General features: G+C 43.9%; 19 protein-coding genes. 10 read left to right on the plus strand and 9 right to left on the minus strand.

The features are described 5' to 3' along the window. Positions 1 to 60: 60 nt before the first annotated feature. The gene (gene glp, locus JUI58_RS22470; protein ID WP_204106080.1) at positions 61 to 1287 is read right to left on the minus strand and encodes a gephyrin-like molybdotransferase Glp; all 1227 of its coding nucleotides are present in this window, start codon (positions 1285 to 1287) and stop codon (positions 61 to 63) included. 174 nt (positions 1288 to 1461) lie between these two features. Here glp and JUI58_RS22475 point away from each other — a divergent pair, with 174 nt between their 5' ends. Both JUI58_RS22475 and JUI58_RS22480 read left to right on the plus strand, forming a co-directional pair. Then, entirely contained in the window at positions 1462 to 1950 is a 489-nt protein-coding gene (locus tag JUI58_RS22475) for a pyridoxamine 5'-phosphate oxidase family protein (RefSeq protein WP_204106081.1), read from the plus strand. Positions 1951 to 2105: 155 nt separating this feature from the next. Then, positions 2106 to 3278, plus strand: a complete 1173-nt coding sequence (locus JUI58_RS22480; protein ID WP_204106082.1) for a hypothetical protein — start codon at positions 2106 to 2108, stop codon at positions 3276 to 3278. Positions 3279 to 3290: 12 nt separating this feature from the next. Here JUI58_RS22480 and asnB read toward each other — a convergent pair whose 3' ends face one another. Then, complete coding sequence (gene asnB, locus JUI58_RS22485) at positions 3291 to 5186, minus strand: asparagine synthase (glutamine-hydrolyzing) (protein ID WP_204106083.1); 1896 nt, start codon at positions 5184 to 5186, stop codon at positions 3291 to 3293. Between the two features lie 278 nt (positions 5187 to 5464). On the opposite strand from asnB, the gene JUI58_RS22490 reads away from it, so the two are divergent. Further along, complete coding sequence (locus tag JUI58_RS22490) at positions 5465 to 5743, plus strand: YiaA/YiaB family inner membrane protein (protein ID WP_204106084.1); 279 nt, start codon at positions 5465 to 5467, stop codon at positions 5741 to 5743. An 11-nt stretch (positions 5744 to 5754) separates the two neighbouring features. Here the strand turns inward: JUI58_RS22490 and JUI58_RS22495 are convergent, their stop codons facing one another. After that, positions 5755 to 8181, minus strand: a complete 2427-nt coding sequence (locus JUI58_RS22495) for an EAL domain-containing protein (RefSeq protein ID WP_204106085.1) — start codon at positions 8179 to 8181, stop codon at positions 5755 to 5757. Positions 8182 to 8426: 245 nt separating this feature from the next. Between JUI58_RS22495 and JUI58_RS22500 the strand changes: the two genes are divergently transcribed. Beyond that, on the plus strand, positions 8427 to 8600 hold the full coding sequence (locus JUI58_RS22500; RefSeq protein WP_204106086.1) for a hypothetical protein: 174 nt from the start codon (positions 8427 to 8429) through the stop codon (positions 8598 to 8600). Positions 8601 to 8705: 105 nt separating this feature from the next. Here JUI58_RS22500 and JUI58_RS22505 read toward each other — a convergent pair whose 3' ends face one another. From JUI58_RS22505 to JUI58_RS22525, 5 genes are all read right to left on the minus strand, one after another. Further along, entirely contained in the window at positions 8706 to 9914 is a 1209-nt protein-coding gene (locus tag JUI58_RS22505) for a WD40 repeat domain-containing protein (RefSeq protein WP_204106087.1), read from the minus strand. 18 nt (positions 9915 to 9932) lie between these two features. After that, on the minus strand, positions 9933 to 11120 hold the full coding sequence (locus JUI58_RS22510) for a glycosyltransferase family 4 protein (protein ID WP_204106088.1): 1188 nt from the start codon (positions 11118 to 11120) through the stop codon (positions 9933 to 9935). A 42-nt stretch (positions 11121 to 11162) separates the two neighbouring features. Continuing rightward, positions 11163 to 11996, minus strand: a complete 834-nt coding sequence (locus JUI58_RS22515) for an inositol monophosphatase family protein (protein WP_204106089.1) — start codon at positions 11994 to 11996, stop codon at positions 11163 to 11165. 54 nt (positions 11997 to 12050) lie between these two features. After that, a complete protein-coding gene (locus tag JUI58_RS22520; protein WP_239121650.1) occupies positions 12051 to 13490 on the minus strand; it encodes a BCD family MFS transporter in 1440 nt (479 codons plus the stop codon). A gap of 156 nt (positions 13491 to 13646) precedes the next feature. Beyond that, positions 13647 to 15800, minus strand: coding sequence for a polyribonucleotide nucleotidyltransferase (locus tag JUI58_RS22525; protein WP_204106090.1), 2154 nt, complete (start codon positions 15798 to 15800; stop codon positions 13647 to 13649). Positions 15801 to 15959: 159 nt separating this feature from the next. Here JUI58_RS22525 and JUI58_RS22530 point away from each other — a divergent pair, with 159 nt between their 5' ends. Next, positions 15960 to 19652, plus strand: a complete 3693-nt coding sequence (locus tag JUI58_RS22530) for an SNF2-related protein (protein WP_348539955.1) — start codon at positions 15960 to 15962, stop codon at positions 19650 to 19652. An 83-nt stretch (positions 19653 to 19735) separates the two neighbouring features. On the opposite strand, the gene JUI58_RS22535 is transcribed toward JUI58_RS22530, so the two are convergent. Further along, the gene (locus JUI58_RS22535; RefSeq protein ID WP_204106092.1) at positions 19736 to 20479 is read right to left on the minus strand and encodes a creatininase family protein; all 744 of its coding nucleotides are present in this window, start codon (positions 20477 to 20479) and stop codon (positions 19736 to 19738) included. A 519-nt stretch (positions 20480 to 20998) separates the two neighbouring features. Here JUI58_RS22535 and JUI58_RS22540 point away from each other — a divergent pair. The 5 genes from JUI58_RS22540 (at position 20999) to JUI58_RS22560 (ending at position 26302) form a co-directional block, all read left to right on the plus strand. Next, positions 20999 to 21748 carry a response regulator transcription factor gene (locus JUI58_RS22540; protein WP_204106093.1) on the plus strand — a complete coding sequence of 250 codons (750 nt, stop codon included), beginning with the start codon at positions 20999 to 21001 and terminating at the stop codon, positions 21746 to 21748. A gap of 53 nt (positions 21749 to 21801) precedes the next feature. Beyond that, complete coding sequence (locus JUI58_RS22545) at positions 21802 to 23109, plus strand: HAMP domain-containing sensor histidine kinase (RefSeq protein WP_204106094.1); 1308 nt, start codon at positions 21802 to 21804, stop codon at positions 23107 to 23109. Between the two features lie 102 nt (positions 23110 to 23211). Beyond that, positions 23212 to 23883 (plus strand): phosphate signaling complex protein PhoU, encoded by a 672-nt coding sequence (gene phoU, locus JUI58_RS22550; protein ID WP_204106095.1) that lies wholly within the window; start codon positions 23212 to 23214, stop codon positions 23881 to 23883. A gap of 25 nt (positions 23884 to 23908) precedes the next feature. After that, positions 23909 to 24625: a cation diffusion facilitator family transporter gene (locus JUI58_RS22555; protein ID WP_204106096.1), complete on the plus strand. Its 717-nt coding sequence runs from the start codon at positions 23909 to 23911 to the stop codon at positions 24623 to 24625. Positions 24626 to 24715: 90 nt separating this feature from the next. Continuing rightward, complete coding sequence (locus JUI58_RS22560) at positions 24716 to 26302, plus strand: response regulator (protein ID WP_204106097.1); 1587 nt, start codon at positions 24716 to 24718, stop codon at positions 26300 to 26302. Positions 26303 to 26328: the final 26 nt, after the last annotated feature.

Raw genomic sequence — 26328 nt, forward strand, 5'->3', positions numbered from 1 at the left:
GGAAAACTTAATTTTTATTGTAAAACGTTATTGTTCTTTTATCAGAATATTTGTACTTACTCAGACTAACATCACGCAAACCTTTTCTCCTGCCGCGATCGCCGTTTCCCCCACAGGAACGATGGCCAGCCCGTTTGTTTGAGCTAAATTCATTAAATTACCCGAACTGCGATCGCCTTCAGCCAGAGAAAATTCATAGCCCCCGTTTATAATATCCCAACGTCCCCAAAGATAGGTTTCCCGCGTGCCACTGGCGCTTAAATCGTGACGCGATCGCGCCATCACAAACTTCGGTTGCCAATCTCCCCCCAGTCCCGATAATTTCTTTAAGGCAGGTTGAACGAATCGCCAACAACTCACCAAAGCGGAAACGGGGTTTCCTGGAATACCAAAATACAAACAAGTGCGCTTTTCTTGCTCAAATGTTGCCACAGTGAGGGGTTTTCCCGGTTTAACTGCGACGCTGCGAATATAAATTTTCCCGCCCAATTTCGCCAAAATCTCCTCAATGTAGTCATATTCTCCTACGGAAACCCCTCCCGTGGAAAGCACTAGATCCGCATCGGCGATCGCCTTTTTTATCGTCGCTTCTAGGTCTTCTGGGCGATCGCGGACAATGCCGAGAGGGACGGGAATGGCTCCTAAATCCGAGACAAAAGCTCTCAGGGCATACTGATTAGAATCTACAATTTGCCCCGGTTGTAGGGCATTTCCGGGGGCAATCAACTCGTTTCCCGTGGAGAAGATAGCCACCCGAGGGCGACGATAAACCGAAAACTGGGTGCATTGTGCTGTCGCTAAAACGGCGATTTCCGGCGCACCGATGGCAATTCCCGACCCCAAAAGGGCGTTTCCCGACTGATAAAATGCCCCTTTGTGACGGACAAATTCGCGATCGCCAGGTGCCTGCAAAATCGTGACGCGATCGCCGTCTCGCTGGGTATTTTCCTGCATAACAATGGTATCAGCACCTTGAGGCATTACCGCCCCGGTAAAGATTCGCGCTGCTTCTCCTGACGCGATCGTTTTTTGGGGTTGAATTCCGGCGGGAATTTCTTCAATAATTCTTAATATCTTAGGATTAGCGCGATCGCACCCTCGCAGGTCTTCATAACGCACCGCGTAACCATCCATTGCAGAGTTATCCCAATAGGGAAAATCGAGGGGACTGCTGACGGGATGAGCTAAAATGCGTCTGCTGGCATTTTCTAAAGTAACTGTCTCAATCTTTTCTAAAGGTTGTACGAGGTCGAGAATAATTGCTTCGGCTTCGGATACAGATAGCATTTTATTGAACAAGTATTAGGGAAGAGGCAACAGGGAACTCCGGGTTTTATAATGGCATAAAGTGGGACTTACGCATTAACGGGCAAGATGCCCGCACTACCATAACCAGAGAATACAGTGGGAGTGTCTCGCTCCCTAGCTGCGTAAATCCTAATAAAGTGGGTTTTTATATCTATGACTCAAATTGAACAAGTTCAAATTGCCTATCAAGAGTTTTGCGATCGCGTCCGTAGCGTTATTTTAAGTACCGTCAGTAAAGAAGGTGTTCCTAATGCGAGTTATGCCCCTTTTGTCATGGATGAACAGCAAAATATTTACTTCTTTGCCAGTGGTTTAGCCCTACATACTCAAAATTTAAAGGATAATTCCCAAGTAAGTATTCTTTTTATCGAAGATGAAAGCAAATGCGAAGATATTTTTGCTCGTCCTCGTTTGAGTTTAAATTGTCAAGCAACATTTATGGAGAGAGAAACAGAAACATGGCAGCAAATTGGCGATCGCTTTGAGGAAAGATTCGGTGAAACTATCCAGATTCTCCGCAGTTTACCAGATTTTCGCATTGTTAAGTTAACCCCTCGCGATGGTCGTTTTGTTCTCGGTTTTGGTCGAGTTTATCGCGTTAGTCGAGAAGATGGTGATACTCTTACTCTCATCACCGGCTAGATATCCCAAGGATTTCAGTCCCCGTCTCATACAAAAAACCCCTTGAAGATTAGGGTTATCGCGATCGCACTTGTGGGTAAAATTTCTGTGCGGTCGTGGGGCGTATTTTAATGTAAAATTAAATCCTTGAGTGTATTATCCGATCGCGTTTGGCAATGACTACGTTTGAAATCATCTGTTTAGCCAATTCCTTAAAACATGGTGGACGGTGTATTGCAGGGTTTAAAACTGATGGTTCGGGATGGCTTAGACCTGTTTCCTCTCAAACTGATGGAACGCTCTATCAGGAGCATTATACCTTGAGCAATGGACAAGAACCCGAGCTTTTTAATATTCTTAGAATTGAATGCGATCGCCCTCATTCTCGCATTCATCAACCGGAAAACTGGATCGTCAGCGATCGCCCCTGGCAATTTATGGGTTGGCCGACAACCGACCAGTTAAATAAACTGCTGAAACCAGAAATTCAAAAGATAAACTATTCTTTCTCATTATTAGGGAATCAAGGCGATCGCCTTGAATTAGAATTATTACAGGATAATCCTGCTTGCGCTTCACTTTGTTTATTAAAACCCAAAAAACTCCTCTGGAAAATCTCAACATTTTCCCGCAGAAGAAGATATCGCGCTATCTTTAATTGCAACGGAACTCAATATAATTTAGGGATTACCGATCCCCATTGGAAAAACCTCTTAGATCGACTCGATGACGGTGAATATACCTGTGAACAAGCAATTACAGCCTTAGCTTTAAAGGATTTCGATCCCACCAAGTTTTTGTTAACCATTAGTTTAAGCGAACCTTTCCAATATTCTCAGGAAGAACCGCTTTGTTGTTTTAAATTAGTGGCTGCTGTTGTTAATACTGCTTATGTGAAAAGTTTCCTAAATTCCCCAGAAAAACAAGTTAATACTAATTATCATTCTAGCATTCTCAACGACAAAATAGAAACCCATTCCAATGCAAACTTATTACCCGTCAAACGTTGTATCCGTAAAGCCGTCCAAAACTGTTGGGATTCGTATTCAGAAGAGAGGCGATCGCTACAAGATTTACGCCAAACTTTACAAAATTTATTAAAACAGACCTTAGATGATTTTGAAAAAGATTTACATTGTGCTGATATCGCTGAATCTTCCTATAGCGATCGCCTAGATAAAATCCGCAAAAAATATCCTAAAGCCTATACAAAATGGACAACTGAGGAAGATGAAGAACTTGGCATTCTTTTTAACAATGGCATGAGTATTAAGGACTTAGCCAAGCATTTTCAACGACAACCCAGCGCAATGCGATCGCGTCTACAAAAACTTGATTTAATAGAATAACAAGTTTTTGTTTCATCCATTTCCCCAATGTTCGTACCATAATTCAAAAACTAATAAAGTCCATAATAACTTCCGGCGATCGGCTTTTCCTGTCATGTGTTCTTGTAATAATTGCTGTACAAAATCAGCATTAAAAAAGCCTTCTCGCTGCAATCTTTCACGAGATAACATATCTTCAACTAAAGGACGTAATTCCCCAGTAAGCCACTTTGCCACAGGCATATTAAAGCCCTTTTTGCCGCGCTTCATAATCTCTTCAGGCAAATGATTTCGCATGGCACGACGCAGGATATACTTTGTTGTTAAGCCTCGTAATTTGAGACTGTGGGGCATTTGTGCCGCATATTCTACCAAAGTATGATTTAATAAAGGAACTCGTACTTCTAAAGAATTAGCCATACTAGCGCGATCGACTTTGGCTAAAATATTCCCTTCTAAATATAACTTTAAATCGCAATAAAGTAATTGATTTAAGGCTTCCTTTGCCTGAGATTGTTGCTGATGATCAAAAGCAACTTGATAGGTATCTTTTTCTTGTAATTGCGTCCACGGTTCCAAGAGTTGACGTTTTTGATCTACCGTAAACGATCCTAACCATTGATGATGTCGCATAATAATAGGAATCCCTCGACCAGCAATAAAACGCCGTAGTTTAAAATCAAAACTAATATTATCAAAAGAAACAGGCAGGCGATCGACAAACCAAGGAATCAAACGATGGCGAACAAATCCAGGTAATAATCTCTCGTAATATTCAACTAATCGATGTGCTTGTAAAGTCGAATAACCAGCAAATAGTTCGTCTCCTCCATCTCCTCCTAAAGCAACTTTAACATGATGGCGCGTAAATTGAGAAAGTAAAAAAGTGGGAATAATTGAAGAGTCTCCCAAAGGTTCATCAAGAAATTGAGCCAGTTGTGGAACTAAATCTAAAGTCAATTTTGGGGTTAAAGTTAATTCATAATGTTCCGTCTGTAAATGATGTGCTACTTTACGGGCATAGGAAGACTCATCAAAAGAAGGATCGTCAAAACGAATCGAAAAACTTTTGACATTTCCAGGGGCAATTTCTGACATCATAGCCGCGATCGCGCTGGAGTCTAAACCCCCACTCAAAAGAACCCCAACGGGAACATCGCTGACCATTTCTTTGCGTACAGCATCTTTAATAACACTCAGAAGTTCTTGTTCGTATTCTTTTATTTGCTTGGGCTTAATATTTTCACTGCGCGATAAATTAATATCCCAATATTGCCAAACTTTTAATTCTCCCTCCGTATAACTTAAAGCATGACCGGGAGGCAATTTAGAAATCCCTTGAAAAATAGTTCTCGGTGTAGGAATATATTCAAAACTGAGATATTCATTGAGGGCAACAAGGTCAATTGTTCGCGGTAAATGAGGATAAGCAAGGATTGTTTTTAATTCCGAACCAAAAATTAAAGCATCATCGTGTATTGTATAATAAAGCGGTTTAATGCCCATGCGATCGCGCCCAATAATTAATCGCTGTCGTCGCGAATCCCACAAAGCAAAAGCAAACATTCCGTTAAGATATTCCAGAAATTCATCGCCAAATTCTTCGTAGGCATGAACAAGAACTTCCGTATCGGTTTCAGTATAAAATTTATGACCCAAACGAGTTAAAGAAGCGGTCAGTTCTCGATAATTGTAGAGTTCCCCATTAAAAACAACCCAAATGGTCTTATCTTCATTATAGATAGGTTGCTGACCCCCAGCGAGGTCGATAATTGAAAGACGGCGAGAACCTAAACCAACATTTCTAGATACATAATTTCCCCCCTCATCGGGACCTCGATGAATAATCTTTTCGGCCATGCGATCGATTAGTTTCGCATTAACCTCTCGATTCAAGTCTGCATATACAACCCCACAAATTCCACACATCGATCGCTTGTAAACAGTTAATGCACTACTTTACCATCAAATCGGTATTGTATTGGCGATCGCCGAAAGTCAAAATACTGATCGCGTCCCCAAAACCAGTCATCTCCGGTTTATTATATCCTGCCCGAAATCCTTTCTAAGCCAAACAAATCTGCATTCTTGCGACAGAGGCTATTTTCTCTCCAATCCAAAAACTGTCACTATTGTTCTCAATCCAATCTGGGTCAAAATTTAAACTTTGAATATAGTTTGAAAATACAAATTGGAGTGAAAGAACAATGGCAAAACAAATATTGAACCAAGATCATAGCACCGCATGGATTGTTCAAACTTGGGCGACTTTTGTTATTTCTCTGACAGGAATGACATTGGGAATTCTCAATCTTCCCGTTGATAATTGGATTAAAGGCTTTATGGGTATGGGCTTAACTTTTACAGTGGGTTCTACCTTGAGTTTAGCTAAAACGAGTCGAGATATGCACGAATCGAAAAGAATTACCTCCCGCATTGATGAAGCGCGGGTAGAGAAAATTCTCAGCGAACATGGTACATTGTAGTTGATAGGAGATCATTGAAAAAGAGGGTTTTTGATTAATAAAGTCTCGGCTGCGATCGCATCAATGGGTTTAGAAAATAAGTATCCCTGTCCGTAATCGCATTGAAGTTGCTTTAATTGAAAAAACTGCTCTTGGGTTTCAATGCCTTCCGCGACCACATTAATCTCTAAAGTCCGAGCTAATTCTAAAATAGTTTTGATGATATTTAAACTTTCTGATTCGTAGGTTAGTCCTTTCACAAAAGATTTATCAATTTTTAATAAATTGAGAGGAAAGCGATGCAACCGTCTCAAGGAAGAATAACCAATACCAAAATCATCTAAACTCAGGTGAACTCCTAATGCTCGTAATTGATGCAAGATTGCGATCGCATCTTCTTCATTAGCAGTTAAACTACTTTCAGTTATTTCCAACTTTAAACAGTGACTATCCAAACCAGTTGCCTCAAGTACCGAACGAACTTGCGTCACCAATTCTGGCTGCAAAAGTTGGCTGGGAGAGAGATTTACCGCTACAATTAACCCAGAGCAATGCTTCAATTGAGTTTGCCAAGTCTGCAATTGATAACAGGCTTTATACAATACCCATTGTCCCAAAAGATCGATTAAACCTGTTTCTTCCGCTAGGGGAATAAACTCAATCGGAGAGACTAAACCACGTTGGGGATGCTGCCATCTCACTAAGGCTTCAAAGCCAATAATTCTACCCGTCTCAAGTTTAATAATCGGTTGATAATGAAGGCGAAATTCCTGCTCTAATCGAGTCTCAATACCCCCAAGAGCTTGACGAAAATCACTTTCAAGCTGCCAGAGGGAAATTGCAGCTTGATGGAGTTGTGGGTTAAAAATGGCGTAGCGCCGCTTACCTTGCAGTTTAGCTTGATACATGGCAATACGAGCGTGGTTTAATAACTCTTCTGGGCAGTGTGTAGATTCCCAAGATAAGGCAATACCAATACTAATACGACTAAACGCCTGTTGTTGTTCTAGCTGAAAGGTCGTTTGTAAACATTCATCAATAGTGCGAGCCAAAAAAATCACCGTGGCGCTGCTGGTAGGATGGGGATAAAAAATGAGAAATTCATCTGCACCCCAACGTCCTAACAGACATTCTTTAAATAGTGAACCTTTGAGAATCTCCCCCAGGCGATCGCTCACAGCCAAGAGCAAGCGATCGCTCGATCCTTGACCTCGATCGGCATTCAAATCCCCAAAGCGATCGAGATTCAGCACCAAGAAGGCGTGTTTTCCCCCTTTGTTGACTACAACTCGTTTTAATTGTTGCAAAAAGTAGGAATGTTCTGGCAACCCTGTCAAAGAGTCGTAGAGGATTGCCCACACAGCGATCGCTCTAATTTGGACGAGACGCTGCAAGAGGGTGACGAAAACAGTAACGCTCAATACCGCGATGGGGGCAACAATAGGCAGGAGATATTTCCCATAAAAACCCAAACCGCACAAAAGTAACCAACCAACGATCGCCCCCAAACTCAGAGCGATTTGCGTTCGCATCCGCTTCGGCGTTAAATTAAAACTGAGGAGACTGCCGATCGCCCCATAAATCAACCAAGCGGCGATCGCATTGGTGGGATACAGAGAATGAAAAAAACCGCGTCCCAAGAGATTATCAATCGTGGCTGCGTGCAGGTAAACGCCATTGGTGGGTGGATCGACATCATAGGGGGTTTTCAGGGGATCGAAACCCATGGCCGTCGCTCCCACCAAAACGATTTTATCGGTAAAGGCAGACTCGGGAACTTTACCCCGAATTGTATCTGCTAGGGAATATTGCGTTGCTTCTCTTGCCTTTCCCGGCCAGTCGATCCAGAGAGGGCGATTTAATTGCGGTAAACTTAACCCCAAGGATTTAATAGAGGTGACGGCTAAACCCAAACTGAGAAAGCCTTGGACTTTAGGTTCGATCGCTTGGGTCGTACCGGATAAATTTTGAGTGAGGGCAATGTAACCCTCGGCGATCGCGGCTTGTTGCAGAGATGGGGGAGAATGCAATAAGCGACCGTTTCGATCCCAAGCGACAGGAAGAATGACCGGGATACCCTGTTTCATGCCTTGGGCTAAGAGGTCATCTTCTTGGGTTTCCTCGAGCATCAGCACGTCAAAAACAACGGCTTGGGGCTGCGATCGCTTTAAAATAGCGAGTAATTTGGTGTAGGGCGATCGCGACCAAGAAAGAGTTTCTAATTCTTCAATCGTTTTTTCATCAATCCCCACAATTACGATGCGATCGTCCCAACTTCGCGACCCTCGCAGGCTAAATAACAAAGTGCTGACTTGATTTTCCAAGGGTTCAATAAATCCTGCGATTTGCAATCCCCCAACGGCTAACGCAGCAGCAACCCCGCCGAAAAAACGCTGCAACATTTGGATTTCAGGTCTTCTGTTGCGCCGGAATTGCTGAAAAAATACCTGCCAACTCATAAGGGTATCGCGTTCAAGAAAAGAGAAAATCCAGTTACATTATTGACCTAGATTTAAACCCAGATCGATAAGATTCTCCTATTCTGACACGCTGTTCGCAAAAAAAGGTCTTCTCAAATCAGAAAAAATTCTTCGGATTAGCAATAGAGATACTCTTTTTGCCTTTTTAACATCGGATTTACTCTTTTAGCAGAGGAAAAAGAGAAGAAAGAGGAAAATATTGGCGATTTATTTTCCTCTACCGGTTGACAACACTAATTACACAAACAACACTTACAATTTTCGCCATTCACATCACAACACTGACAGCAGCGAGTTGCGAAATTATTAATCTCTGGGGACACGAAACAATTTACTTTTCCCAGCAAGGAGACGGCTATGAAAATAGTCAAAAAACATTTGGCTTTGACCACGAGTAGCACCCCGAAAATTTGCGTTTATGTTTATATTTCTCCCAGTTCACAAAGACGCGATCCTGGAGAGACATAATCTCAAGAAACTTTTTATTTTTCTCTCGATGGAGTTTATTTTACGCCCCAAATTTTAATTATTCCATCCCGACTTCCACTGAAAAGTTGCTGACCCTCTGGATCAATCTCCAGGGCAATTACGGAGTCTAAATGGCCTTCCCAGCTATATTGCAGTCGTTTGGTTCGCAAATCCCAAATTTTAATGGTTTTATCGCTACCACCGCTAAAAATGTTTTGTTCATCTGGACTCAGACAAAGAGCGTTGACTGTTCCTAAATGACCGATAAAGCGATGTTTTAATTGCCCAGTGGACAGATCCCAAACGCCAAGGGTTTTATCAATACTGCAACTGAAAAGGGTTTGGCGATCGCGACTCCAACATAATCCCGTAATGCCCTCTCGATGGGCGAGAAAATGTCGGTACATTTGTCCGCTTGCCAGTTCCCAAACTTGAATCGTGCCGTCGCCATTACCACTGGCAACGAACTGCGATCGCCCATCGATGGCAAGGGTATCGAGGGAATTGGCTGCTCCGGTGAGGGTTCGCAAGAGGTTCCCCGTACTGGTATCCCACAGACTGAGAGTGCAGCCAATACCGCCACTCAGGGCAATTTTCCCATCGGGGGTGAGAGCCAGGGACTTGACAAAATTGGCGCGACCTGCCATTGTCCGCAGTAAGCGACCAGTTTTTAAGTGCCAAATATTAATGGTGCGATCGCGACTGCCCGAGGCGATGATGTTACCATTACTGGGAATTGCCACAGCCGAAACCCAGTCGGAATGACCGATTAAAGAATTCTTTTGCTGTCCTGTGCTAATATCCCAAACCCCTAATGTTTTATCTCGACTGCTGCTCACTAGAGTTTCAGCATCGGGACTGACTGCTAAATCCGTCACTTCTGCAATGTGAGCTTGTATGGTGAAAATACAGCTAAACAGTTGCCAAGGGTTATAAGTTCTCAAGGACAGCAAAATCTTTAATTCTGTTCTCTTCTGTTCTTGTAAATATTGGCGTAACAAAGAGTAGGCAAACCAGCAAACTCGCGGAGACGGATCTTTTAAAGCAGCGATCGCCAGATCGATGCCTGGGGAACCGTATTGTAGAACGTCCCCTAGGGCAGATAAGCGCAAATTTTCGTCTCGACTCTCGAAGCGAACTTTCAGCCCAGGCAATCCCCCTAAAACCGCACTCCCTCGCGGCAAGGAAGACTGTCCGCCCAAAACGGCATCATAGGGTTTGAGGGGTTGGCGAGGGTTGTGCATGATGAGAGGATGTTTTGATTACCACAGGATGCGCGATCGCTCTTGAACCACACGCTGATAAGTCTCTTCCGTTTGCTTGGCCAAATCTAACCAATTAAAGCGGGCGTGTAAATCCTGATAAGCATTATCGATCAACCATTGAGCATATCCAGGATTTTTGAGGACTTCGAGAATGCCCCAAGCAAGGGAGTCGGGGTTATTGGTTTGGGTGACTATTCCGGTTTTGGTATGGCGCACGACTTCGGGTAAACCGCCAGTGTCGGAAACCACGGCGGGAACCCTAGCGGCAAAACTTTCTAAGACTACAATACCAAAAGGTTCGTACAAACTGGGGAAAACAGCACAATCGGCAATGGTTTGGAAGCGATCGAGGTCTTCTTCAGACATGAAGCCAGTGAAGTAACAATTGTTCCAAATTCCTGTATTCCATGCCTGTTCTTTGAGGCGATCGGTATTACCGCCGCCAATAATCACAAATTTAGTATGTCCCCCCATTTCAGCAATGACTTTAGGGGCTGAGGCGAGGAGAACAGACACACCTTTTTCATAAGTCATGCGCCCTAAATAGTAGACAATTTTTTCGCGATCCTCGGCGAAACGGCGACGAAAATGGGTCAAGTTAAAATTGGGATCGCGTTCTTTTTTGTGGGGGCGAATGCCATTATAAACAATGTCGATTTTATCCCCAGTGGTTCCAAAAGCTCGCCCGAGTTCTTCTTTCATATAATGGCTGCAAACAATGACCCGCCAGGCTTCATAAATGAGATTATATTCTTTGCCGTGAATGTAGCGATGAGTATCGTTATAGAGACCGTTATAGCGACCGTATTCCGTAGCGTGAATGGTGGCGATGAGGGGCAGTTTAAAGGCGTTTTTGAGGGCGATCGCCGCATCTCCCACTAGCCAATCATGAGCGTGGATGAGGGCAAAATCTCCCTTGTCTCGTAATAATTGACCGCCATAGCTGCCCATACTTTCATTCATATTCGCCACCCAATGAAAGAAGTCATTTCCGGGGGAGACAGCGACGCGATGAATATGAACCCCCTCAACGATTTCATTGCGGGGGGTGGAGCCAAATTCGACGGTAACGAGGTGAATTTCGTGACCTAACTGAACAAATTCTGGATACAATTCGGCAACGTGACGGGCAATACCTCCGACAATGCGGGGGGGAAATTCCCAAGCTAAGACTAAAATCCTCATCGATTATGCAAACCTTAATTTAATCAAAAACAATAAACTCACTCAAATTTCATATTGACGAACAACGCGATCGCCAATAAAACCCACGAGAGGTTTAAAGATCGGGCTGAGTTCTATGCGACTGAGCGCTAAACTGGGGAAGGGACGACTGCCATAGTCCTTCCCTATTTTTAAGGGAAAAACCGGGTTGGGTTCTAAGTGAACGAAGGCACCCCCAGCCCCTTGTAAAATCGCCCACACTGCGGCAATATCCCAGATTTTAGGGGTTGCTTCTACCCCGCCGAGGGATGCCCCACAAGCGACCAAGACAAGATTATAACTGGCAACGCCGATAGAACGAAATTTACAGGGAAAGGGGTTTTTGAGAATATCCATGCTGCGGGCGCAGAAGTTAAATAAATGGTTGAAACTGGGTTCGTCTGGGCTGGTCTGAATAGGTTTACCGTTTAAATAGGCTCCTTTGGGCATCATCAGGTCGGTTTGACCCGACCAATAGCCGTAAAAGACTTGGCGCAGGGGGGGGAAATTCAGGAAGCCAAAGACGGGGGTGCCGCGATAGAGTAGCCCCAAGGATATGCCCCAAACAGGAATTCCTCGCGTAAAGTTGGTAGTACCGTCGATGGGGTCTACTACCCAGCACCAGTCTCGATCGGGGAGAGTATGAGTGGTTTCTTCAGTGAGAATGCCGTGATCGGGAAAAGTGGCCGCGATCGCCCTGCGAATTTCCCGATCGCACCAGCGATCGGACTCAGTGACTAAGCTGCCATCGCTTTTGCGATCGGCGCTAACATGGCCAAAGTCTCGCATCAAACGATGTCCCAATCCTTCCGTGGTTGTTTTACAAAAATCTAAAACCCGATACCAAAACTCTGCCATGACCTAATTCCCTTAGCGATCGACTATCAACTATCAACTATCAACTATCAACTACTATCCATCTAACTCGCTTTCCATGATCGTTGCAATAGCTTGTTTGGAGGTAGATTGGAATTCTTGGACATCAACGCGATCTAAAATGGCGATCGCCAGCAACATTCCCAGGGCTTGCAGGACAAAAACGGAACTATAAGCCAGGAGAGGGGCTTTAAAGATAAATCTCCCTAAATCTAGAATAGAGCCTCCCGACCAAATGGCGATCGCTCGAGCCAAGGCTTGAGCCAGTCCCCAAACTCCGATAAAAGTGCCTGCCGTTTCTGCTGCTGTCAAGTCTAGCATGAGGCTAATGGCTCCAATAGTGGCAAAACCGGCGGCTATACCAAAGACGAACATGGCTCCTTTTAAGGCGAGGGGATTTTGAGTGAACCCTGCACTAATAATAATCAGGAAACAAATTGCGACCAATAAGCAACCGAGTTTGGTGGTGTTTTTCTTGCCCAAACGCGGCACCACTAAAAAGCCCGTGGTACCGTAGCCCAATAAAATCCCCATACCCCAGAAGGAGTTGAGGGCAGTGGTTTCCCCGATGGACATCCCGAAAACTTCCCCACCGTAGGGTTCTAAGACGGCTTCTTGCAAAAATAACCCGATGGTCATAACCAGTAGGAAAGAGAAGAAAAAGCCCGTTTGACGGCTGGAGGTGAGGACTTTGAGGGCTTTACCCAGGGTCATGCCATCGCTTCTCTCGTTGAAGGACGATCGCGACGCATATAAGGAATAGCGTTTTTCGACTCCCCAGGTGGCGATCGCGGCAAGTCCCCAGACGATACAGGGGACGATAAGGAAAAGGGCATTAATGGGACCTTGGAGGGCTTCTAGGGAGGTACGGGTTCCCACTTGGTCGATGTTTTTGAGGAAGACTTTACCACTGATGCCCCCAATCACAATTCCTACCATTAACATGGACCAGACAATGGCGACAATTTTGGAACGATTGTCTTCTTCGGAAATATCCACTAACATTGCCGTAAAGGGGGTGGAACTGGCGCTGACGGCTAAACCATAAAGGGCAAAAATCCCTGCCAATAATATTGTTAATAATGTCGTTTGCTGATTCCAGAGCCAACCTCCTGTTGTTTCCATCACTCTAGCCAGTTGCCAAACTACTTGCACCGCAGCAAAGACCATCACGCCAAAGACGGCGGTACCGGTGAGGACGTAACCGGTGCGGTGAGTACCAAAGAGAGGTTTTGCGTCGGAGAGTTGCCCGAACCAAACCCGTGCGGGGGCGATAAAATAGGGGGCAGCAATAACTCCTGCCGTAACGCCTCCAGGAATGCCGAGTTCGCTAATCATGACTCGGTTCAGAACTGCAACGGTAAGGACGGACATCATCCCCAGTCCTAGGTTAAAGAGTCCCAAACGGAAGATTGTGGGAAGTTCAATTTGGGGTTTGGGGGGAATCTCGGGTTTAAATAAATCGTCGGTTGTCATCAGAAAAATGGGTAGAAACCCCGTCCCGATCGCGGAGGACGGCTTTATATTAGTCTCGTTATCATCCTGCAACTCCAAAAAACTATAGCGAGAATTTAACTCTCGCTATGGTTCAAAGCCGCTATTGTAAAGATACAATAGCGGTTCTTGACTAATCTAGTTATTGGCTGCTGCTGCTGCTCGAGCCGCCACCGCTTCATCAGGATGAATGCCAAGGCGAGTTAAATTAATGCGTCCCCGAGAATCAATCTCGCGCACTTTCACCACCACTTCATCACCGACAGCGACTTCATCTTCAACCTTACCAACGCGATAATCTGCCAATTGAGAAATGTGAATCATGCCCTCTTTCCCTGGCAGAATTTCCACAAAGGCTCCAATTTGGATAATGCGCGTAACGCGACCCGCATACACATCTCCTTCATTGAGTTTACGGGTCATCCCTTCAATGATCCGTCGTGCTTCCATCGCATTTTCGGAACGATTGCAGAAAATCATTACAGTACCATTATCTTCAATATCGATTTTGGCTCCTGTTTGTTCCGTAATTCCCTTAATGGTTTTACCCCCAGGCCCGATCACCAAACCGATTAAATCTGGATCGATCTTCATGCTTAATAAGCGAGGTGCAGAGGGGGATAACTCATCGCGCGGACGATCTAAAACAGCCATCATTTTCTCTAAAATGTGCAGCCGTCCATCCTTCGCCTTTTCGATCGCCTCCGCAATTACATCCAAAGACAATCCCGTGATTTTCATGTCCATTTGTAAGGCAGTGATACCATTATCGGTGCCAGCCACCTTAAAATCCATATCTCCCAAAAAGTCCTCAATGCCTTGAATATCAGTGAGAACTCGGACTTCATCCCCCTCTTTAATCAAACCCATCGCCGTCCCGCTTACCGGCTTGCGAATGGGAACCCCCGCATCCATTAAAGAGAGAGTCGAACCGCAAACCGATCCCATCGAAGTGGAACCATTGGAAGAGAGAATCTCAGAAACCACTCGCACAACATAGGGAAAATCATCGTGGTGAGGTAGAATCGGCAAGATCGCCCGTTCCGCTAAAGCACCGTGACCGATTTCCCGTCGTCCAGGCGATCGCATGGGTTTTGTTTCCCCTACAGAATAAGGGGGAAAATTGTAATGGTGGAAGTAGCGTTTCTCAGATTGAGGATGTAAATCGTCCAGATCTTGGGCATCCCCGGGAGTTCCCAAGGTTACTAAGGATAAAACTTGAGTGAGTCCCCGTTGAAAAAGAGCAGAACCGTGAACGCGACGAGGCAAAACCCCCACATTACAGCTAATGGGGCGCACCTCATCGAGTTTGCGTCCGTCTACCCGCACGCCATCAGTGATAATCTGCTGACGCATGAGTTTTTTGATTTGTTTTTTAAAGAAAATATCAACAGCTTTGGGCTTTTCCGCCGCAATTTTGAGGGCATCGTCTTCCGGCAATTCGGCGATCGCGGCGGTAACTTCTTCGGCCTTGATCTCATCTAAAGCAATATCGCGGGCTTTTTTATCTAAGTCAAACTGGGACAAAACTTTTTTGATTTTGTCATTAGTGCGATCGGCAATAAAGTCTCCCAAAGCGGTATCTTCTTGGGGTGCCTCCTCCGTAACTAACTTCAGCCCCAACTCTTCTAATAATTCCCGTTGCGCCTTAATTAACTCCTGTACCGCTTCGTAGCCAAACTCGATCGCCTCAATAATATCTTGTTCCGGTAATTGATTGGCTCCAGCTTCCACCATGACCACCCCATCGGGAGAGCCAGCCACCACTAAGTCTAAATCTCCTTGGTCAATTTCCCGATAGGTCGGGTTAATGATAAAATCATCCCCAACCAGGCCAACGCGAACCGCAGCCATCGGACCTTGAAAGGGAATTTGCGCCAAAAGCACGGCTACAGATGCTCCCGTAACAGCTAAAACATCGGGGGGGACTTCTTCATCTAAAGCAAGAGTCGTTGCTATGATTTGAATGTCATCCCGAAGCCATTGGGGAAACAAGGGACGCATGGGGCGATCGATCAAACGACTGGTGAGGGTGACTTTATCAGGGGGACGACCTTCTCGGCGCAAAAATCCTCCTGGAATGCGACCGGCTGCGTAGAGTCTTTCTTCGTAGTCTACCAAGAGAGGGAGAAAATCAATGCCTTCCCGACCTGTAGAGCGAGTTGCCGTGACGAGGACTGCTGTTTCTCCCGATTGAATTAACACTGAACCGTCAGCTTGAGGAGCGAGTATACCTGTTTGGAGTCGAATATCTCGTCCGTCAAAGGATATTGACTTGGCAAATTCTTGCATCTTGCGTGCTTTTCCTTATATTTTTTCACTGTTTCTCTTTCGCAATCCTAGCACTTCTAGACTCGCTCCGAGAGGAATGATCGCGATCGCCTTTTGCGGCAGATGCGAGATAGACTCCGCGAAAGTATTCACCCTAAAAGTAACGAACGAAAATGTAGTATGGCGATTTTACACGGGAGTTGGATTTTAAGCCCCGCCGAGGGCGGTTATTTTTTCCTCTGGGGAGAGACTTGGCGAGGGCAAGCCTCGGAGGAGTTGGGGGAGTCGGGAATTTCCTTACATCCTTTGGCCATGACGGGGGAAGAACTCTTGTCTTATCTGGAAACGCGCAAGTTATTTTTACCCAATGCTGAAGCAGAAATTCCGCGATCGCATCAGGTTGTAGCACTTCCCAGTCGCAGGGAGGAGACGACGGAAACCCCAGAAAAGGGGAGACGGAGAAAACGGGGAACATCTACTGACAAAACTCTCTCGGGGGAGAGCAAGTTTTTCCCTCTACTTTCGGGAACTGAAGGGGAAATTGCGGGGAAAGATATTTCTCTGCAATGGTGGCAAGTTGAGGGGATTGTTTTTGATGCGGTGGAAACGATTCATTTGTTACGGGGATTACCTCTGAACTCCCTACAAGCGCGTCGGGGAGAATTGGGGGACTCGATCCGCTTTTGGTCCCAGGTTTATCGCTGGAGTTTGGATTTATTAGCGCGGGGTAAATTTTTACCAGGTTTGTTAGCTGAGGGGGAAGAATGGGACAGTTGTTGGCAGCCTCTCCTCGATAGTGCGCTCGATCGCGATCGCCTCACTAAATTTGCACGTTTGATGCCCAGTATTTGTCGCAGCTACTCTCCTCTTTCTTCCTTTTCCTCTCCTCAATGGCAAGATAATTGGGTCGAACCCCAAGCACTCCTCCTCAACTTTTTAAGTGGGGTAGTAGGGAGGCAGGTGCGGGAATGGTTGGATATTCCCTTACCTGCCCGAGGAGATGCGATCGCCAAACCCTGGTTACATTCCTTGATGCAGTCTTCTACAAGTATTAAGGCTCCACCCCAGTCCTTGCAACGCTTGCATAGTGCCGTACAAACTTGGGAATCTCCCGTGGTAGATTATCTCGTTACTCCCAGGACGGAACAATTAGGAGAAGAACAATTTCACGTTTATTTTCATCTCATCCCCCCCACTACAGGAGAAATTGCTTGGGGAAAATTAGATTGGAAATTGGATTACGGATTGCGATCGGCAATAGATTCCGATTGTGTTGTCAGTGCGGAAATGATTTGGCAAAATCCTGTTGATATTTTAGTTCATCAGGGTCAAACCATTGAAAATCCCCAAGAAACTTTACTGAAAGGATTGGGTTTAGCGGCACGATTATACGACCCCATTAAAGCCAGTTTAAATCATAGCAAGCCCTTGCGTTGTTTGTTAAATCCGATTGAAGTTTATGAGTTTGTCCGCGCCAGTGCGTGGCAATTACAAGATAGTGGTTTTAATACTATTTTACCGTCGGGATTGGATTCGCGATCGCAAGAAAAACGTTTGGGGATTAAAATTCAAGCCCAAGTTCAACAAAAACGCGGGCAGCGTTTGGGGCTAAAAATTCCGATTGATTATCAATTAGAATTGGCAGTAGGGGAACAAAGTTTATCCGCAGAAGATTTTGAGCAACTTCTCGCCCAGCGCTCTCCTTTGGTTGAGGTAAATGGGGAATGGCTGGCGCTACAACCGGCGGATGTTCGTGCGGCTCAAGAAATATTATCTCCTGCTAAAAAAGACGAACTAATTTTAACTGTTGAAGATGCGCTGCGGTTGAGTACGGGAGATATTAAGGTATTGGCGAAATTGCCTGTTTTTAGTTTTTCAGCTTCGGGGGTTCTTAAAGATTTAATTGCCAATTTAACGGAAAATAAAGCACTAAAACCCCTCAAGGAACCCAAGGATTTTCAGGGAGAATTGCGACCCTATCAAGCACGAGGAGCGAGTTGGCTGGCCTTTTTAGAACGGTGGAGTTTAGGTGCCTGTCTTGCGGATGATATGGGGTTGGGAAAATGCGTTGCTGCGGATACAATTATTACTGTCAATGGCGTGGAAAAAATGGCGGCAGAGATTTGGGAAGTATATGCGGGAATTACTGCCTTTGATGGGGAAGGATTGTGGTCAAAACCGATGCAATCTTTAGAAATTTTGGCGTTAGATGAAGCAACGGGAGAGTTAATTAAAGCACCGATCGCACAACTTTATCGGCAAAAAGTACGGGAAAATCTTCGTCAAGTTATTCTCGATGATGAGGTTAGTATTACTATTACTTACCGTCATAAATTATTAACTCGTCAGGGTTGGAAAAATAATTTTAGGGTGGGAGAAGCGATCGCCTTACCTTCAGAAGCAGGAAAATCCTTAGAATATCGGGAAATCAAAGCGATCGAGCCGGTTTTTTATGATGGTTGGGTGTACGATTTTGAGGTAGAAAAATATCATAATTTTATTGCTAATGGCATCGTTTGTCACAATACAATTCAGGCGATCGCCTTTTTCTTAAATCTGAAAGATGAAGGGGGTTTAAATGCTCCTATTTTGTTGGTTTGTCCGACTTCGGTATTAAATAATTGGCAGCGAGAGTTACAAAAATTTTCTCCTACTCTTTCTCAGTTTATTCATCATGGAGATAAGCGCAAAAAGGGGAAAGAGTTTGTCAAATTTGTGCAGAATCAAAACATTATTTTAACCAGTTATTCTCTCGTTTTTCGCGATATTAAAACCCTAGAAATGGTTGATTGGGAAGGAGTTGTTTTAGATGAAGCGCAAAACATCAAAAATTCTCAATCTAAGCAATCTCAAGCAGTCCGAACTTTAAAAGCAGGATTTCGCATTGCTTTAACCGGAACTCCTGTAGAAAATCGCCTTGCAGAATTATGGTCGATTTTGGACTTTCTCAACCCTGGATTTTTGGGGAATAAACAGTTCTTTCAACGACGCTTTGCAATTCCCATTGAAAAGTACGGCGATCGCGACTCCCTCGGACAATTGCGATCGCTGGTACAACCTTTTATTCTGCGTCGTTTAAAAACTGACAAAGATATCATCCAAGATTTACCAGATAAACAAGAAATGAATGTTTTTTGTGGCTTATCCAGGGAACAATCTCAACTCTATCAAACCTTGGTTGATGACTCTTTAACAGCAATTGAGGACGCGGAAGGTATTCAGCGTCATGGCTTAATTTTAACGCTGTTAATGAAGCTAAAACAGGTGTGCAACCATCCCGCACAATATTTGCAAGAAAAGACCCTGACCCGAGGCGATCGCTCGGGAAAATTGTTACGTTTGGAGGAAATGTTAGAAGAAGTGGTTTTAGAAGGCGATCGCGCTTTAATCTTCACGCAATTTGCAGAATGGGGAAAACTCATTCAACCTTATTTAACGCGAAAATTGGAAACAGAAGTTTTGTTCCTTTATGGTGCAACTCGTCGGGAAAAGCGTCAAGAAATGATCGATCGCTTCCAAAGCGATCCCAATGGTCCACAAATTTTTATTCTCTCTTTAAAAGCAGGAGGAACAGGATTAAATTTAACCCGTGCAAATCATGTTTTTCATGTCGATCGCTGGTGGAACCCTGCGGTGGAAAATCAAGCCACCGATCGCGCTTTCCGTATCGGTCAAAAACGCAATGTTCAAGTGCATAAATTTGTCTGTACGGGAACTTTAGAGGAACGCATTGATGAGATTATTAATAGCAAGAAACAACTCGCAGAACAAACAGTGGATGCAGGAGAACAATGGTTAACTCGGTTAGATACGGAACAGTTGCGAAACTTACTACACTTAGATCGGGGGGTTGTGATCGATGAGAATAGTTAGAGACAAACAGGCTAAAAGACTAAAAGACAGATTTTTACCTCCCTTAACCCATTCTCACAACAAATAAATTTATTGCTAGTCCCTTATTTTTCGAGAAACTCCAAATAGCGATCGCTTAATTCTTGCACGGCTAACTCATAAAATTGCTGACCATGTTCTGGGGTCGCTAAATCGGGATTTGACCCCATACGTCCATCGGGATAGGAACGACGAAAATCTGCTGCACCATAGATGCCATGACCCGAGGCAACTTCTGGAGACAAAGGAGCATTTTTAATGGCATCGGGATAAATATATTGCGTGAGAGCAACTTCGCTGGGTGTAGCGTGAGAACCTTCTTCATTTCCGTAAAGTTCCTTTGCCAACCGATACACCGAACCACACATAAACCAATTACCGACCTGACAGCGAAGGCGATCGCTATGGGGAATCTGCAAATTAGCCAAATTATAATAGGTTTCCGAAAAAGCAGCCTTCAGGGTGGCAATATTCCCCCCGTGACCATTGATAAAAAAGAAGTGTGTAAACCCGTGTTGCGCCAGACAAGTTACATAATCATCAATCACTTTAATTAGGGTACTGGGACGCAAACTTATTGAACCCGGAAAAGCCGTGTGATGCAGTGCCATACCTACATTAATCGTTGGCCCCACCAGCGATCGCGTAGCTTCCCCAACCCCTTTGGCGATCGCCTCAGCACAAATGGCATCAGTACCGATCAACCCCGTCGGTCCGTGCTGTTCCGTCGAACCAATGGGAAAAATAATCCCTTGCGATCGCCCTAAATAACTTTCGACTTCCGGCCAGGTACTTAAATGTAGGAGCATAATAACTGATTTTTGGGGAAGGTAGGGGTTTGGTTTCCAAACCCTATAAGTCTAACAATACGGGCAAAAGGGGAAAAATAAAATTTTCCTAATCAAAAAACAAACCGTTCCAGATATAGTGTATTGTAAAGTTTAACTAAAAATATAGTCAAACAGAGTGATTTATGGTAAATTACTGTCATCCTTATGTCTATCCAACTCAGCCAAAAAAGCAGGAGTTGGTAAATTAGATAGGATTGATTGAGATATAGATGTTTTCAAGGCTGTAACTTTTAATCAACCGGGCTTTGTCCTTTTGTTGAGCATGGCAGACTCGAAGAAAACCCTCATCAATTGAACAAAAGCATTCCCAAATGCCTTTAGGGGCTATGGGATAGAGAGGTGCGTAGTTCACCCTAGGAGAATTAATCTCTCAAAGCCAAAATGAAGGGGATTTCTGAAATGGAATCCATGTCTTGTTTATATCTGACTATATTTTGGTTAACTATATGTTGCAGAGAACCCATACTTTCTTATTTTATGCTGTCGCTAGATATACCAAAAAGCGCCATCCAACCGGAATTAGCCAACCCTCCCTACATTCTGGTGGTTGAAGATGAAGACCTCATTCGCGAAATGATCGTCTTAGCTCTCAAAGAGCAGGGTTATGAGGTCGTGACGGCGATCGACGGACGAACTGCCCTTAACTTATTACAAGAAGCCGAGTCTACTTCTAATATGTCTTTCGATCTCATCGTCCTCGACCTAATGTTACCCCAGGTAAACGGTCTCGATCTGTGTCGTTTGTTGCGTTATCAAGGCAATATTATCCCCATTTTGATTCTCAGTGCCAAAGCCAGCGAAACTGACCGTGTTTTGGGTTTAGAAGTTGGAGCCGATGATTATTTGACGAAGCCCTTTAGTATGAGAGAATTAGTGGCTCGCTGTCGTGCTTTATTGCGTCGTCAGAACTTTAGCACGACACCTCAACCCTCCATTTTGCAATTCCAAGATGTGACTCTTTTTCCCGAAGAATGTCGCGTTATGGTTAAAGAAAAAGAAGTCTCTTTATCCCCCAAAGAATTTCGCATCTTGGAATTATTTATGAGTCATCCCCGACGGGTATGGTCTCGGGAACAATTGATCGATCGCATTTGGGGGTTAGATTTCCTTGGGGATACAAAAACTGTAGATGTTCACATTCGCTGGTTGCGGGAAAAATTAGAAGAAGACCCCAGCAAGCCAAAATATATTATTACCGTTCGAGGATTTGGTTATCGATTGGGCTAAACTTAATCTTGAGTAAAATTGCGTTCCCCATTGATAATTGTTAATAATTCAATGTGAATTTCTTTATCTTTATTTTGGGACTGGTTATTGGCTTGGGGGTTTGTACATTCAAGCAATATCAATTTAACCGTAAAGTTCAGCAGATTCTCGCTTTATTGCCTCACGGTGCAGAAGCTCAATCTTCCCTGCCGATTTTATCTCGCTTGCGTGGGGGAATTAGTTTAGTATCGCGATCGCACCAACAACTCGAAGCAGAGTTACAACACCTGCAACAGATACTCGAAGCGGCACCCATCGGCTATTTACAGGTCGATCGCTTCAATCAGTTACTCTGGTGCAATCGGTATTCTCGGCAAGTTTTAAAGATCGATCGCTGGAACCCCGATCGCCAACGCTTATTGTTAGAATTGGTTCGTTCTTATGAATTGGATCGGCTGATCGAACAAACTCGAAACCAGCAAACTCCCCAAGAACAAGAATGGGTGTATCAATTGACCTCTTTTGCGCGAGAAGATGCGCGATCGCTGGATTATTCTTTAACTTTACGTGCCTCGAGTTTGCCTCTACCGGAAGGACAAGTGGGGGTTTTTCTAGAAAACCGACAACCGATCGTTGAGGCGATCGCCTCCCGCGATCGCGTTTTTTCCGATCTAACCCACGAACTGCGAACTCCTCTCACTTCTATCTCTCTCGTCACGGAAGCTCTACATACTCGGGTCGATCCCTCCCTAAAAACATGGGTGACACAAATGAGGGGAGAGCTAGATCGCCTCATTTCTCTCATTCGCGACTCTTTAGATGTTACCCAACTGCAACAACAATCCGAAGTTTGCCTCGATCGCCAATTTTTGAACCTGAAAGCATTACTTTTATCAGTTTGGCAAATTCTCCGCCCCCTCGCCGAAGCAAAAGGGTTAACATTTAATTACTTAGGGGAAGAGTCCCTAGAAATTTGGGGCGATCGCGATCGTCTCGTGCAGGTTTTTCTCAATATTCTCGACAACGGTATCAAGCATAGTGGCGATCGCGGTTCCCTTCGGGTTGAAGTCACAGCAGATTACCCCTTAGAAACACGCACCGATGCTGAATTTTGGATTACAATTGATGTGATTGACTCGGGCTGTGGCTTTCGTGAGTCGGACTTAGAACGAGTATTTGAGCGCTTGTATCGTGGAGATGCTTCTCGACACAGGAATTTAGTTTCCTCCTCTTCTGGTGTTTCTCCTCTGCGTCGAGGGAGTGGTTTGGGGTTAAGCATTGCCCAACAAATTATTATTGCTCATGGTGGCAATATTCGGGCGAGAAACCATCCTGAAACCGGTGGAGCATGGTTACAGATTAAATTACCCAATTTTCATTAAATCTTAACGTTTATTGGCGATCTTTGTTCTAATATTTAATTCTTTAGGGTTTTTCTCTTTCAGTTTCTTTTTAAATTACTAAATTCACTTTCCTTTTATTAAATGCCTCTTTCTACTCACACCCATGATATTACACCTCCCACACAACTTGAACGCTCTCTTAAAGAACTCGATCAAGAAGTATTGAGAATGGGAACATTAGTCGAGCAGTCTTTTCGTTTAAGTCACCAAGCGCTCTTTGCGAGAAATTTGGACGCGATCGCCCAAATTGATGTGATCGAGAAACAAATTGATATTTATTATCGTCAAATTGAACTCGATTGTGCCAAAATCATTACATTACAGCGTCCCGTTGCTTTGGATTTGCGATTATTAAATGCGTTTATGCAACTCGTGCGAGATTTAGAAAGGATCGGCGATTATTCCCAAGATTTGGCAGAATTGGCCATGAAATTAGCCCCTTATTCTCCTCATCCCTGCTTGCCAGATATTGAGGAAATGTCCCATAATGCTCAAATGATGCTGGCAGCTAGTTTAGTCGCTTTAACGGAGCTAGATGCAACCGCAGGAAGACGAGTAAAAGTAATGGATGATCTGGTAGATGATGCTTACGATCGCCTTTATCAAACTTTTGCAGAAGCAAAGGATATTAAGGGATCCATAGAACCAATTTTGTTAATGGTCTTGACAATTCGCCACTTAGAGCGTATGGCAGATCATGCAACAAATATCGGTCAGCGCGTTGCTTATATTGTCACAGGACAAAGAGGGTAAATCAATTACAAATTATAAATTATCAATGGGGAAAAAAACAAGGCTTTTACAATTCGCTTTATTGCTTTTGAGTTGTTTTTTTGTAGCGGAGTTATTGGCAGCTACTTTGAGTCATAGTTTATCATTGGTGGCTGATGCGGGTCACGTTTTTTCTGATATTGCAGCTTTGGGTGTTACTTTAACTGCAACTTGGTTAACTTCTCGTTTTGAGGAAAAAGGTGTGCGATCGCCAACTAACTGCACTCCTTCTAAAATTGAAGCGATCGCTGCATTAGTGAATGGTTTAAGTTTATTGGGGGTTGCAATTTGGGTAGGATGGGAAGCAATTGCGCGACTTAATTCCCCTCACCCAGAAGTACAAGGATTGCCCATGTTATTATTAGCAATCTTAGGGCTGATTGTCAATAGCATTAATGCGATGGGGTTATATCGATGCAGTTGTGGCGATCTTAATCTTAAAAGTGCCTTTTTTCATGTTATTGCCGATGTGGTTTCCTCTTTCGGGGTCATTTTGGCCGCGATCGCGGTAATCTGGTTACACTGGTTTTGGGCAGATGGTGTTGTTAGTTTATTGGTTTGTGGTGCGATCGCACTGTTAGCATTACCGTTACTGGTACAAAGTCTGCAAAGATTATTTAGTGCGGAGATCGAGTCATTCTCTCCAGTTTGCGATCGCGATCGCGAGGCGATCGAGAAACTTTTTTATCCTTCTCTTCAGGATTTACTCGATAAACAGAAATAAACCCTAGATTGAAAATAGTAGGCGATCGCCATAACAATATCTAGGGATATAGATTTTTATCTTGCAGGAATGTGAATAAAATCATAAATTATGCGAATTTTATTAATTGATGATGATAAAATATTAGTTGAATCTCTCAAAAGGAGTTTAACGGAGTGTAATTATGTAGTTGATGCCGTTTTTAATGGCGAACAAGGTTGGACTTATGGTTCTACTTATACTTACGATCTGATTATTTTAGAAATGGTTTTACCTGATATTAATGGCATTGATTTATGTCGGCACTTCCGAGAAAATGACTATCAAATGCCCATTCTTTTTTTAACAGCCAAAAATACTAGCACAGACAAAATTCAGGCTCTCGATGCTGGAGCCGATGACTATGCTGTTAAACCCTTCAATTTTGAAGAACTAAATGCTCGCATTCGAGTTTTATTGCGAAGAGAAAGTGGCAATTTTCTCTCAATTTTGTATTGGGGAGAACTGCAACTCAATACTTGCAGTCAAGAAGTCAGTTATAATGGTAAAATGCTCTCACTGACGGCAAAAGAGTACACATTTATAGAATTACTTTTACACCACGATCGCAGTGTTCTAGATGTTAATGATATTATCGAAGGTTTATGGAATGCTGACGAATCACCCTCCCCAGCAACTGTGCGATCGCATTTAAAGAGTCTGCGTCGAAAACTACAACAAGCAGGAGCCCCTCGCAATTTTATCGAAACTGTCAGAGGACAAGGTTATCGCTTGAAAACACTCCCCGAGTCGGAAAGATTTCCCGAACCGGTTAAACAAGCTAAATATATTGAGAATAGCATCAAAGAACCAACCAAAAATCTTTTTAAAAATCCACCTTTGTTATTAATAATTGATGATAATTATCACTTCATTGAATCTTTAGAAAGTGCAGCCAAAGAGCAGGGAATCAAGATAGAAGTCGTCTTAAATCCCAGAGAAATTCGCTTTTTTTTGAATGCCAATTCCCAATTACTCCCAGATGCCGCATTGCTCAAATTATCTTTTTTGGATTCTCATCCATTAAGCAAACATTCGACGATTTTAGCAGAACGTTTGTCGGCAATTTCCGAACTCTCCTTGCGATCGCCTTCCTTACCAATTATTGCGATCGGCGATCGCGATACCTTTGCCGATCGCCTAGAAGTTGCGCGTCGAGGGGGATGTTTTCTACTTCGAGAACCCGCAACCCCCGAGCAAACGATCGCCTCAATTTTGCCAATTTTACAGCGTTCTCAGATTGAATATAAAGTGATGATTGTCGATGATGATATAGACCTATTAAAATCCCTACCTTCTCTGCTTCATCCTTGGAGATTTAATCTAACAACATTAGATGATTCCAGGCAATTTTGGGATGTATTGCAAGCGATCGCCCCAGATTTATTAGTTCTGGATGTAGAAATGCCTTATATTAGTGGGATTGAGTTATGCCAAGTATTACGCAGTCATCCTTATTGGCAGCGTTTACCGGTGTTATTTCTCACGACTCATACAGATATTGAGACGCAAAATCGTGCTTTTGCGAGCGGTGCTGATGATTTTGTCAATAAGCCAATTCTTGGCCAAGAATTAGCCGATCGCATTCTCAATCGTCTCAGACGAATACAAATCTACTCTGAAACAAATTCATTAGTAATGCGATCGCCGTACTACTAAAATTCATATTCTGAACCAGAGGGCGA

Source organism: Spirulina sp. CCY15215 (genome assembly GCF_016888125.1).
Lineage (GTDB): Bacteria > Cyanobacteriota > Cyanobacteriia > Cyanobacteriales > Spirulinaceae > CCY15215.